Here is a 12,429-nt window from a genome sequence, read left to right on the forward strand (position 1 = left end):
AGGACTATTCTATTTGAATAGAACTAAGGTATTATTATGATTTCAGTTGTTATGGCCACATACAATGGTGAGAAATTTATTGAAGAGCAGTTAATGAGCATTTTAAATCAAACAATAAAACCTGATGAAGTATTGATAGCAGATGATTGTTCAAAAGATAGTACTGCTATGATAGTACGAGAATTTATTAAAGAAAATAACTTATCAAACTGGAAATTTAAAGTTAATACACATAATCAAGGATATCAGAAAAATTTTTTTAATTTATTGAAAGAAGCTAGGGGAGATATTATTTTTTTGTCGGATCAAGACGATAGATGGCATCAAAATAAAATTGAAGTTATGAGTGATATTGTGCAGAAAAATGATAGAGTATATGCATTATGTTCAACTGTGGATTTAATTGATGAAAATTCTAATAATATTAAAGCTCCTAAAATTGATAATCTGTATAATTCAAATTTTACTTTTTCAGAAAAGCCCCTACAAAACATTAATTTTTTTGATATTACTTCAATTATGTCTAGTAATATATCTCCAGGTTGTTCCATGTGCATTACGAAAAATTTAAACAAATATTTTTTAGATACGTATAATTTTAACATGCCCCATGATTGGCATATTAATTTAATAGCAGCTATGCTAGATGGCTGTTGTTTAATGAATAAAGATTTAATTAGTTATAGGCTTCATAGCAATAATACTATAGGTGCTTCGACGGGGACAGGGATTAAAGATGCTTTAAAAAAATATAAACGTACAGAAAAAATTACTGAATTTACGGGGAGATTAGATACTTTTGAGAAGTTAAAAAATTATTTTTCTGTAAACTCGTCTCAAATAGCTTACGTAGAAAAATATACTAATGCTCGATTAAGCTTTTACAAAAAGCCTAATTTAGTAACGTTAAAAAAATTGCGTTCGTACAAGGAATATTGGATGACTTCTAAAAAACGAGGTCGGATGTTTGATATTCTTGTTGCATTACATTTAGATTGGCTTTTATATCGTATCTATGGTCAAAATAGGAATTAATTATTTTATATTTAGAGTTGAATATTTAAATATATGAGAATTATTTAATCTCTGCTGCGATGTCCTTTATTATTTCAGTAACTGTAAATTATGTTTTGAGTGTTAGATATGTCTTTAACATAAATGAAGATAATGCAACTTTGCGTAACTGGTTGCTTTTTGTGATATTTAGTGTGATAGGTTTACTTCTTACTGAGATAATTATGAAAATAGGCGTAGATGTATATAGCTTAAATTATATGATTACTAAAGTTGGTGCGACAATTATAGTTAGGGTATATAATTTTGTTACACGTAAGGTGTTTTTAGAGAATTGAGTCGTTTTTTCTTGACAAAATACCATGTTTTTAATATCTTAGTCTTAAACTTAGGTTCTATAATAAATTATGTAAAAAGGCACTTGATATTTATTAATATCAAGTGCCTTTTTATTTTTAAACGATTTTAAGTGGATCTGTGTTACTTTTATTGGTAATAGAATTAAAAAACTTTATTTATCTTTCCCCAATCTGTTTCATAAACGTCTCTAGGGCTTCTTTCCAATCCATGAATTCAAAGCCTGTCTCTTTTGCTAGATGCATGACGGAATAGGCCGGACGAAAGGCTGCCGTTGGGTATTGATCAGAACTTACTGGCAAAACTTCGACATCTTTATCTTTCAAGATTTCTTTGGCAAATTCATACCATGAACATTGTCCATCGTTACAACAATGATAAATTCCGTATGCAATCTTGTTATCGACTAAATACGTAATAAATTCGGCTAAGGTTCGCGTCCAAGTTGGACGTCCAACTTGATCGTCAACAACCGTTAGTTGAGGATGGCTTTGCGCTAATTTAAGCATTGTATAAACGAAGTTATGGCCCCATTGACCATAAACCCAAGCGGTTCGCACGATATAATATTTAGCACAGTATTTTTCAACCGCTTGTTCGCCTAAAAGTTTAGTTCTACCGTATTCGTTCTTAGGCCCTTTGGGATCATCTGGGAAGTATTCAGTCGTCTTTTCTCCATTAAATACATAATCGGTACTTAGATAAACCAATAATGCATCGTATTTTTGACAGGCTTTGGCAATAATTTCAGTCCCTGTCACGTTTACTGCTTCGTTAAGAGCCTTACCTTCGCCTTCAGCCTTATCTACCGCGGTATAAGCCGCACAGTGATAAACTACATCTGGGTTATTTTGAGCAAAATAGGCTTCAACTTTAGCTTCATCTGTAATATCTAAGACATTTACATCTGCTGCATCGTAAGCAACATTTCGTTCATCTAATAAATGTTGGAGTTCTTGGCCTAATTGACCATTTCCACCAGTAATTAAAATCTTCATTTTTCTACCTCAATCTTTTAAAAAAGGCAACTGAGTAGTTGCCTTTAGTTATTTATTTTAAAGCTGCACGTTCTTTTAATGGACGCCACCAATCTTCGTTTGCCAAATACCAGTTGACTGTTTCTTCAATCCCGGTATCAAAAGTATATTTAGGCTTCCAACCTAACTCTTGTTCAATCTTAGTTGGATCGATTGCGTAACGACGGTCATGACCTAAACGATCTTCTACATATTCGATGGAATCTTCAGTCAAACCTAATTTTTCAACGATTAAGTGCACAATTTCATTGTTGGTACGTTCATTATGCCCACCAACGTTGTAAATTTCGCCTTTTTTACCATTGTGCAATACTAAATCGATAGCTTGACAATGATCGTAAACATGTAACCAATCGCGTACATTCTTACCATCGCCATAGATTGGTAACTTCTTACCGTCCATCCCATTTGAAGTCATTAACGGAATTAACTTTTCAGGGAATTGATATGGACCATAGTTATTAGAACAACGTGTAATGTTGACGTTTAAGCCATAGGTTTCATAATAAGCACGGACTAACATATCTGCGGATGCTTTACTTGCAGAATACGGTGAGTTAGGTGCAAGTGGAGTTGTTTCAGTGAAATAACCTGTCTCACCTAAGGTTCCATAAACTTCATCAGTTGAAACTTGTAGATATTTTTCGAGGTTCATGGTCTTAGCCACATGTAATAAAGCTAAAGTTCCTTGTACGTTTGTTTCTACAAAAACTTCAGGATGCAAGATCGAACGATCGACATGGCTTTCCGCCGCAAAGTTTACAATCGTATCGATTTGATGTTCTGTAACCAAGAATTCTACTAATTCACGGTTAGTGATATTACCTTTAACAAAGATGTGATTAGGATTGTCCATCACATCGTCTAGGTTGTGAATATTGCCTGCATAGGTTAATAAATCAAGGTTAACAATCTTATATTCAGGATATTTTTCTAACATGTAGTGTACAAAGTTACTACCGATAAAACCAGCTCCGCCGGTCACTAAAAGGTTTTTCATTTTTTTAGTCCTTTCCATATACGAAATTCAAATCCGCATCTTTGAAGTTTGGATGTTTTTTATCTTTATCAGATAAAATCAAATGGTCTATTGGCATTGGCCAATCAATTGCCAAATCAGGATCATCATATGCGATGCCACCATCTGCTTCAGGATTATAGTAGCCATCTACCTTGTATAAGAAGTTAACGTTTGGTGTTAGGGTTACAAATCCGTGTGCAAAACCTTTTGGTACTAATAATTGACGATGATTATATTCGCTTAAGATGTAACCTTCCCATTGACCGTAAGTTGGAGAGCCTTTACGACAATCAACCAAGACATCATAAACTGCACCAGTTGCGACTCGAATTAACTTTGTTTGTGCATAAGGTGCACGTTGAAAATGTAAGCCGCGTAAAACCCCAGGTTCTGCCGATAATGAGTGATTATCTTGATTAAAATCAAACTTGATACCTGCTTGTTCAAATTTATTTCTTGTATAGGATTCAGTAAAGAAACCACGGTGATCACCGAATACATCTGTTTCAATAATTTTAACATCTTGGAGTTTTGTATCTAAAACTTTCATTGTCTAAATGCCACCTTTATTTTTCTTCGTCTAACAAGCGCAATAAATATTGGCCGTAGTCGTTTTTTTTCATTGGTTGAGCTAATTGAGCTAATTTTTCACGTGAAATCCAACCATTTTTATAGGCGATTTCTTCTAAACATGAAACTTTTAAGTTTTGACGTTTTTGAATTGTTGCGATAAAACTAGAAGCTTCAAGCAATGATTCATGTGTACCAGTATCTAACCAAGCATAGCCACGGCCCATTAACTTGACGTCTAGTTGCCCACGCTTAAGATATTCTTTATTAACATCGGTGATTTCTAGTTCGCCACGTTCTGAAGGTTTGAGATTTTGCGCAATCTCAACTACATTGTTATCATAGAAGTAAAGTCCAGTAACGGCATAGTTACTCTTAGGCTTATCTGGTTTTTCTTCAATTGATAATGCATGCATATCTTTATCAAATTCAACGACTCCAAAACGTTGTGGATCATGAACATGATAACCAAAGACGGTAGCCCCACTAGGTTTAGCAACTGCTTCTTTTAATAAACTAGTCAAGCCACTGCCATAGTAGATATTGTCTCCTAAAATCAAGCATACAGAATCTCCCCCAATGAACTCTTTACCCAAGATGAAAGCTTCTGCCAAGCCATTAGGCTGTTCTTGAACTTTATAAGAGAGATTAATTCCAAAATCAGAACCATCACCTAATAATTCTTCAAATAATCCTAAGTATTCTGGTGTCGAAATTACTAAGATATCCTTAATTCCAGCTAACATCAAGGTTGATAGTGGATAATAGATCATCGGCTTGTCATAAACGGGAATCAATTGTTTAGAGATACCGCGTGTAATAGGATAAAGCCGTGTACCACTACCCCCAGCTAAGATTATACCTTTCATATTCTTAATTCCTTTACTTTGTATTAGTCTCAAAAGTGAAACTGTCTCTTCTTATTTTCCTATATTCAAAATAAAAGTGCAAGTTAATTGTTAATATTAAAAAGCCCTACTTGATCATCTTCATGACAAGTAGAGCTGAAAATGTAATTATTTTATCTATTTTTCTCTGCTGTTTCCTTAGAATAGCGCGCTTTTAAGGCCCAAAGGATCGAAACGGTGTCGACAACTTCTTGAAACATTGCGCCGATAAAGGCAGGGACAAAACCGGTGCTGGCGACTAACATTAAGAAAATACAAATTGCAATCCCGATCAATACCGCTTGACGTGCGATTCGCATGGTATCTTCTGAAATTTCAACAGCTTTAGCGACACGAGACAAATCATCTTTTAAGATAACAACGTCAGCAGATTCGCTAGCGGCAGTCGAACCGTGTGCCCCCATGGCAATCCCAACATCAGCGGTTGCTAGTGAAGGGGCATCGTTTACACCATCGCCAACCATGATGACAGGGCGTTTATCTGTTGCGATATTTTCTAAGGCTTTAATCTTATCTTCTGGCAATAATTCAGCAAAAACTTGGGTAATACCTGCTTTTTGTGCAATTTTTTGTGCAATGTTTTCTTGATCACCAGTCAACATTACAATGTTGTCAACGCCGTGTTGGCGCAGGGTTTTCATCGTTTCTTTAGCTTCGCTTCTAATATGATCGCTAAAGACGATATATCCCCAAAGCTGACCGTCAACAGAGACGTATGAAGTTGTTTGTTCTAATTCTTCAATGCTACTTTCTGGGGCAACAAATTTAAGTTTACCAACCTTAACAAGTTTGCCTTTAATTTGTGCCTTGATCCCGTTACCGGTAACTTCTTCAAGCGAGTCATTAGGGTCTAGATCAATATTTTGGCTTAAAGCGTATTTAACTAGAGAACGAGCTAAGATGTGACTTGATTCTTGTTCAGTGCTTGCGGCTAATTCTAATAATTCAGTTTCAGAATGGCCCTCAAAAGCTACGATTTGGCTAACGGTCAATTGTCCATCGGTAATGGTACCTGTTTTATCAAATGCTGCAGTCTTTGCGGTCGCAAGTTTTTCAATTACATCCCCAGTTTTAACAACAATCCCATTTCGTGAAGAGCGGCTCATCCCAGAAACGAGTGCTACTGGTGCGGCTAAAATCAATGGACAAGGCGATGCAACAACTAAAACTTCAGCAAAACGTACGGGATCTTTCGAGATAAACCAAGCAATTCCTGCGATTACATAAGCTATCAACGTAAAAGGAACGGCATAACGATCGGCTAAGCGTACGAAATGTGCAGGGGTTTCTTCTGCTTCTTTAACTAATTTGATTAAGCGTTGATACTGACTATCTTTAGCTAATTTATCAACAAGCATTGTAATGGAAGAATCACCATTCAAAGAACCAGACATTATTTCTTGTCCAGGACCTTTGCTGATAGGACGAGATTCACCGGTTAGTGATGATTCATCAAACATGCTAGAACCTTTGATGATATGCCCATCAACAGGCACTAATTCGCCTGGCTTGACGATTAATTTGTCGCCGATTAAAACTTCGTCTACTTGCAAGTCAACTGAGCCATCTTCTGTAATACGGTGTGCAATATTAGGCGAATTGTCTAATAAAGCTTTAAGCTCTGTATTAGCTTTTTTAGCAGCATAGTCTTCTAAAGATTCACCGCCAACAAGCATGATTAAGACAACCATTGAAGCCCAGTATTCGCTAACAAGCAATGTTGCTACAACAGCGGTAATCGCAAGCAAATCAACCCCGTATTGTCCTGAACGTAAGGTTTTAATCATTTCAATTAACATCGATAACGAAATCAGCGAACCGACCACGCTTACGATAATTTGGGCCCATAAGTTTAAGTGCAAGCCAAATTCTAAGAAAACGGCTAAAGCACCAATGGCTAAAATGACCCAAAGTTTAGTGGTATGTTTCATAATTATTCTGCTCCCCTCAAATGTTTTAAGTTTAGATGTATTGTAACATCAACGTTTATTAAGTCAAAATAGAATCATTCTAAATGATAATCTTTTTCAATTAGATGAAGGAAAATGTTGATTTAACAGCGTTTGTTAAAATAAATTAAAAAATCTCTAAACGAAAAACATTCTCAATTGGTTTTTCCATCAAAAAAAGAGCCCTAGTTAAAGGCTCTTTTAATAATTACATTTATTAACGGACAGCTTTTTCTTGTAAGGTTACAACACCGATAGCATTTAGTCCTGTGTGCGTCATGATAATAGGGCTAGTCAATTCGGCTAAATAAGGAACGTCTTGGTTTTGAGGAAGTAAGGTTTGCTTAATGCGGTCTAAAAATTCTTTATCGGTACCAACATTTGACAATGAAAGTTCACATAAAGGATTATCTTCATAACCTTGTGCAAGTTCACTGCAGTATTTTACAAATGTCTTGCGACTCCGCCCCTTTGCGACCACATCTAAACTTTCATCATTTAAGCGCACAATAACTTTGAGATTGATGAGCTTAGTCAACATACCAGCCATCTTGCTGACACGTCCGCCAGCAACTAAACAATCTAGGTTATCTACCAACACATCAATCGTTGTCCGTTTGGCGATATCGGCGCAATGAGCAACAATTTCTGCTACACTCTTACCTTCTTGTGCATCTTTAGCAGCGGCTAAAACTTGAAATGCTAAGCCACGATCGGTTGATTTGCTGTTGATAACGGTTACCTTAGTTTCGGTCATTTGTGCCGCGCTTTGAGCAGTGTTAAATGTCCCACTTAAAACATCGGATAAAATGATTGCAACAACTTCTGAGCCATCTTTGCCTAGTTCATCAAAAACTTCTACAAAGCGTCCCATTGGTGGTTGACTTGATTTAGGAATATTGCCTTTACGTAAAGCTTCAACTAGTTGTTGACGTGAAATATCTTCGCCATCAACATAGTTTTGACCTGCAATTTCAATTGAAAGTGGAATGATCGTAATATTGTTTTCTTTTATTTCAGCGGCTGTTAATTGTACCGATGAATCCGTTACGATTTTAATCATAAAAAAACTCCTTGTCACGTATTTGACTATACCAGAATACACTTATCTAACTTAAATTATATTACAAAATTAAACGTCCGTAAACCAAACGCATGACTAGTCAGTCTCAAAATTTTGCTTTATTTTATTTCGACATCGATTAACCGCATTAACATATGTTTGTTCTGAAATATGTAAATTTTTGGCTGCTTGCTTTTGGTCAGATGTAGTCAGATAATTGTAAAAAACTTTATTTTCTAGATAAGAAAAGTCATTTAATGCGTTTTTTAATTCTTCTTTTAATGCTAGTCGTTCTTCAGGGGATAAATGTGTCATGTGTGTATTAGTAAAATTAGGATACAGGCTTAACATGGTATCATATGAATAAGCATTAAGATCAGCAGCACGCTTTTTAGCTGCTTGGTGTCTGATAATAGATAAAAATTCATTGCGAAGATTATTTTTGAAAAAAGCGCCAAAAGTTACTTTCTTGGTTGTATCGAATGATTGAACAGAGTTAAAACATACGGTTAAAGCAATTGCAAAAGCATCATCTTGATCAAGAAAACGGAATTGAAAATCAGCTAATAAAGCTGAAATCATTGGACGATATTTATCAAACAAAATTTTTAACTTAGGACTTTCTGGATCCTCTAAGATAGCAGTTAGTAGTTGAACATCATCACTTGAAATTGACATTAAAAAATCCCCTTTTTTAAATAAAACTTTTAAATTATCGTACCGTTCAAAGATAGCGCTTACAACCCGTATTTGGTTTTGTTAATATATCAATTAGTTAATCATAAAAAAGTGTTTCTTTAAAGAAACACTCTTACGTAAATAAACTATTTTTGTTTTGTATTTAGATAAATAAAATATTTATCGAGATAAATTTTATGTGCGATTGTAACGATGATATTATGAAGCATTGTTTTTTCTTCTGATTCAGAATGAATCGTGTGATTTTGAGGTGGTTTAATTTCAAAAATTTCATGAAGTAGTTCTTCTAATTCTGTACAAAAGTATATATAAGCATCTTTTGTAGTATAAGACTCTTGTTGTAATTTTACTAAGGTCTGCAAATTATCTAATGAGAGCACACTTTTAGTCAAGGCAATAAAGAAAAGATGTGCTATCTGTTCGCGTGAATATTGTTTTTTAACAGGACTGGCAATTAGTTTCTTTTTTACATAATTGCTAATCATCGAATTGGTCAAACTAATTCCAGCTAAAGGTTCTAAATATTCGTTTAGGTATTTAGTAGTTTGCTCTAGGTATAAACCGACGTTTGGAATTTCATTGTATGCTGGTAGTTTGACACCATCTAGAGACTTGGCTAACTGTTGTTTAATAGTGGATGCCACTGAATCTGCCTCCAAATAAAGTAGTTTAAAATTATTATACAAATATCTCTTCACAAGGTCAATAAATCTTTTTGAAAGGTTATTGAATATCTCTTGACAAAGAATTTGTAAACATATACAATCAAAATGAAGATGAGTTTTTAAAAAACCGCTAAGAAGATTTTAAAAGGAATTAAAAATTTATGACAAGATATAAGATTGTTGCTGATTCAGCAGCTAACATTTTACAATTAAAACAAGTTGATTTTGCTACTGTACCATTGTGTATTCAAGCAGATCAAGCACAATATTTAGATGATGCACAACTTGATGTCGATAAGATGATTACTGATTTACAAAATTATACGGGCAAAACGACCACTGCATGTCCCAATATTCATCAATGGTGTGAGGCTTTTTCAGGGGCGGATATTGTGTTTGCGGTGACGTTGACTAGCGCACTTTCTGGTAGCTATTCATCAGCATTACAAGCAAAGGAAATTTATCAAGAAGAACATCCAGACGTTAAGATTTGTGTCTTAGATTCTTTGGCAGCTGGGCCTAAGATGGTCTTAATGATTGAAAAATTAGAAGAATTAATTTTAAAGGAAACACCTTTTGAAGAGATTGTAACTATTTTAAATGAGTATCAGACTAAGACTAAGCTAATTTTTTCTTTAGAGTCATTGGTTAATTTAGTTAACAATGGTCGGATTAACTCGACAACAGCTAAGGTTGCGCATCTTTTAAAGATTCGAATGATTGGCAGTGCAAGCCTAGAAGGTAAGCTAGAGCCGTTAGGAAAGGCACGAGGAGAAAAAAAAACCTTGGCAATGCTAGTTGAAAAATTAACAGAATTTGGGTTTAAAGGCGGTAAAGTCGTGCTTGCACATTGTCAAAATCAAGCAGGGGCAACTAAATTACAAGAGATGATTTTAGAAGTTTATCCAACTTCTCAAATTACAATTACAAAATGCCGAGGACTATGTAGTTATTATGCTGAACAAGGCGGCTTGATGATAGGATTTGAAATTTAAAAAAGTTGGTAGGTACGATTGATAAAACGATGCTACCTAGATTAGTATGCGTATTTTGTGCGGTATGACATATTGTGAAATGTCAACCTTACTTAATTTATTAAAATCGATAAAATAACCGAGTTTAGCAAAATTAGCAACAATTAGTCCGACAATAAAGGCAATTGCTGACATGATTTCAAAATAAAGCAAGGTCTTAGTGCCAATTCGACCTAATTTTTTCATGTCTCCTAGTTCAGCAATCCCCACAACTAAACAAGAAGCCACGATAGGCAAGACGACCATTGATATCAAATTTAAAAAGATATGTCCTAAACCATTAGCAAAGCCAATGAACTGTTTATTTTGATAAAAAATAGCCCCTAAAATAATTCTTAAAAATAATCCAATTAGAATTGGATTCCAAGTGATTTTCCCTTCATAAATAAGCTCACCTTTATTTTTTGATAATTAAATTGTACTATACTTAAAAGTTTTTTTTAAAATAATAAAAAAATAGGAATTTATTTTGAATTGTATAAAGAAGTGCACTAGAATGGAGGTTAGTTAAAAAGCATTAGGGGGATAAAAATGTTAAAAGCAACTATTTTTCAGCAAGATATTTTGACACAAAAAGATAATATGTTTTTGGCTGCTCAAAGCGTTTTAGATGAAATTAAACAAAATCACTGTAAGGAAGCTGTAATTCGAAGTATTAATTTTAATAAAATGGTCGATGATATTTGGTTTGCAATTTTGACATAGCCATCTTTGAAACGACGTCAAGTCTTTTTGGATAGGTTAGTACAAGAAATTGAAACCGTGGATATTAACGAAAAGATTGCTAGACGTCGCGGGGTTAGATTTAATGTAAAATCATTGGAAAATAGGCAAGAAAAAATTGTATTATTAGGCTTAGCAATCGCGCAAAAGGAATTGTTAGCTAGTTGTGCTTTTTAATGAAAAATGAATCTTTGTCAAATCAAACAGAGCTATGTAAAAATTTTCTTTCAGACCTGTTTTATTTAACAAATTTATTCTAATGGATGTTTTTATATCTCTGTTTTACAAATTATAAAATAGAAATAATAGAAAAATAGCTGGTCAAATTTCATTTTTAGAAATTCGATCAGCTATTTTTACGTCCAGACTGGTACTTTTTTCTAGCTCTTATTTATATTCACAAGTTGAATTTTTACGGATAAATGTTACAGGTAAAATATATTCATCCGTTTGTAATGGGGCTTTTGGATTGGCAATGCGTTCCAATAATACATTTACCAATAAAGAAGCGATATCGGCAATAGGTTGTTGAACAGTTGAAAGTTCTGGGTGATAGTCTTGTATAAATTTAGTTCCATCAAACCCCGTGACTTTTAATTCTTCAGGTACCTTAATACCTAGTTTGGCTGCCTCTTGTAAGACTAAAATAGCGGCTAGATCATCTGTACATACAATACCATCGGCACTTTTCTTTTCGAGTAATTGGCGAATCGCTAAGGCACGGATTGCCGTTGAATCAAAGAAATTAATTGTATGGAAATGTTCATTCAGACCGTATTTTGCTAAGACGCTTTTGTAACCTAAAAGTCTTTGATCAGTAGGATTACCTTTGATAATAGGGTTTCCTAGAAAATAAATATGACGACAACCAGCTTGATAAAGCTCTTCGGTTGCTAAGGTAGCTCCTTGATAGTTATCGCAAGAAACAATCGGAATGTTGTCTGAAAGTTTACGGTCAAACGAAACAATGGGCAGACCTGTTTCATGATATTCTTCGATACCTAGATTATGTGCTCCTGCAATGATGCCATCGACTTGATTAGCCATTAACATCTTGAGATATTCACGTTCTTTGTGTTTATCAATACCAGCATTACATAAAATTACTTTGTATCCACGAGCAAAAAGATTTTTTTCGATAGATTCTACTAATTCCGCAAAGAAAGGATTAGTAACTTGTGGGAAAATCAAGCCAATCAGCTTGGTGTCTTTACCTTGGAGTGAGCGAGCCAACAAGTTAGGTTGGTAATTTAGCTCTTGCATTGCTGCAAAGACCTTATCTTTAGTTTTTTGACTTAAGTATCCATAGTTATTGATTACGCGCGAGACCGTTGTAGGAGAAACACCTGCTTTTTTGGCAACATCCGTCAATTTTGGACGCATTGAAAA

At 34.5% G+C, this 12,429-nt stretch carries 14 protein-coding genes; 4 read left to right on the top strand and 10 right to left on the bottom strand.

Features of this window, described 5'->3' with window-relative positions:
* Window positions 1–36: 36 nt before the first annotated feature.
* Entirely contained in the window at window positions 37–1,035 is a 999-nt protein-coding gene (locus QM017_RS00910; protein WP_282708560.1) for a glycosyltransferase, read from the top strand.
* A 494-nt stretch (window positions 1,036–1,529) separates the two neighbouring features.
* Here QM017_RS00910 and rfbD read toward each other — a convergent pair whose 3' ends face one another.
* The 8 genes from rfbD to QM017_RS00950 form a co-directional block, all read right to left on the bottom strand.
* Window positions 1,530–2,369 carry a dTDP-4-dehydrorhamnose reductase gene (gene rfbD, locus QM017_RS00915; RefSeq protein ID WP_282708561.1) on the bottom strand — a complete coding sequence of 280 codons (840 nt, stop codon included), beginning with the start codon at window positions 2,367–2,369 and terminating at the stop codon, window positions 1,530–1,532.
* Between the two features lie 52 nt (window positions 2,370–2,421).
* On the bottom strand, window positions 2,422–3,408 hold the full coding sequence (rfbB, locus tag QM017_RS00920; protein ID WP_282708562.1) for a dTDP-glucose 4,6-dehydratase: 987 nt from the start codon (window positions 3,406–3,408) through the stop codon (window positions 2,422–2,424).
* A 4-nt stretch (window positions 3,409–3,412) separates the two neighbouring features.
* Complete coding sequence (gene rfbC, locus QM017_RS00925; RefSeq protein WP_282708563.1) at window positions 3,413–3,979, bottom strand: dTDP-4-dehydrorhamnose 3,5-epimerase; 567 nt, start codon at window positions 3,977–3,979, stop codon at window positions 3,413–3,415.
* 16 nt (window positions 3,980–3,995) lie between these two features.
* Window positions 3,996–4,868 carry a glucose-1-phosphate thymidylyltransferase RfbA gene (gene rfbA / locus QM017_RS00930; RefSeq protein WP_282708564.1) on the bottom strand — a complete coding sequence of 291 codons (873 nt, stop codon included), beginning with the start codon at window positions 4,866–4,868 and terminating at the stop codon, window positions 3,996–3,998.
* A 152-nt stretch (window positions 4,869–5,020) separates the two neighbouring features.
* Entirely contained in the window at window positions 5,021–6,838 is a 1,818-nt protein-coding gene (locus QM017_RS00935; protein WP_282708565.1) for a heavy metal translocating P-type ATPase, read from the bottom strand.
* Between the two features lie 235 nt (window positions 6,839–7,073).
* Window positions 7,074–7,919 carry a DegV family protein gene (locus QM017_RS00940; protein ID WP_282708568.1) on the bottom strand — a complete coding sequence of 282 codons (846 nt, stop codon included), beginning with the start codon at window positions 7,917–7,919 and terminating at the stop codon, window positions 7,074–7,076.
* A gap of 96 nt (window positions 7,920–8,015) precedes the next feature.
* Window positions 8,016–8,597 (bottom strand): sigma-70 family RNA polymerase sigma factor, encoded by a 582-nt coding sequence (locus QM017_RS00945; RefSeq protein ID WP_282708569.1) that lies wholly within the window; start codon window positions 8,595–8,597, stop codon window positions 8,016–8,018.
* Window positions 8,598–8,743: 146 nt separating this feature from the next.
* Window positions 8,744–9,262, bottom strand: a complete 519-nt coding sequence (locus QM017_RS00950; protein ID WP_282708570.1) for a DUF1836 domain-containing protein — start codon at window positions 9,260–9,262, stop codon at window positions 8,744–8,746.
* A 182-nt stretch (window positions 9,263–9,444) separates the two neighbouring features.
* On the opposite strand from QM017_RS00950, the gene QM017_RS00955 reads away from it, so the two are divergent.
* The gene (locus tag QM017_RS00955; RefSeq protein WP_282708571.1) at window positions 9,445–10,278 is read left to right on the top strand and encodes a DegV family protein; all 834 of its coding nucleotides are present in this window, start codon (window positions 9,445–9,447) and stop codon (window positions 10,276–10,278) included.
* Window positions 10,279–10,314: 36 nt separating this feature from the next.
* On the opposite strand, the gene QM017_RS00960 is transcribed toward QM017_RS00955, so the two are convergent.
* Window positions 10,315–10,704 carry a cation:dicarboxylase symporter family transporter gene (locus tag QM017_RS00960; protein WP_349238492.1) on the bottom strand — a complete coding sequence of 130 codons (390 nt, stop codon included), beginning with the start codon at window positions 10,702–10,704 and terminating at the stop codon, window positions 10,315–10,317.
* 144 nt (window positions 10,705–10,848) lie between these two features.
* Between QM017_RS00960 and QM017_RS00965 the strand changes: the two genes are divergently transcribed.
* Together QM017_RS00965 and QM017_RS00970 are read left to right on the top strand one after the other, a co-directional pair.
* Window positions 10,849–11,022, top strand: a complete 174-nt coding sequence (locus tag QM017_RS00965; RefSeq protein WP_282708572.1) for a hypothetical protein — start codon at window positions 10,849–10,851, stop codon at window positions 11,020–11,022.
* 27 nt (window positions 11,023–11,049) lie between these two features.
* The gene (locus tag QM017_RS00970; RefSeq protein ID WP_282708573.1) at window positions 11,050–11,217 is read left to right on the top strand and encodes a hypothetical protein; all 168 of its coding nucleotides are present in this window, start codon (window positions 11,050–11,052) and stop codon (window positions 11,215–11,217) included.
* A 210-nt stretch (window positions 11,218–11,427) separates the two neighbouring features.
* Here the strand turns inward: QM017_RS00970 and QM017_RS00975 are convergent, their stop codons facing one another.
* Complete coding sequence (locus QM017_RS00975; RefSeq protein ID WP_282708575.1) at window positions 11,428–12,423, bottom strand: LacI family DNA-binding transcriptional regulator; 996 nt, start codon at window positions 12,421–12,423, stop codon at window positions 11,428–11,430.
* Between the last annotated feature and the right edge of the window lie 6 nt (window positions 12,424–12,429).

Source organism: Ligilactobacillus sp. Marseille-Q7487 (genome assembly GCF_949152225.1).
Classification (GTDB): Bacteria; Bacillota; Bacilli; order Lactobacillales; family Lactobacillaceae; genus Ligilactobacillus.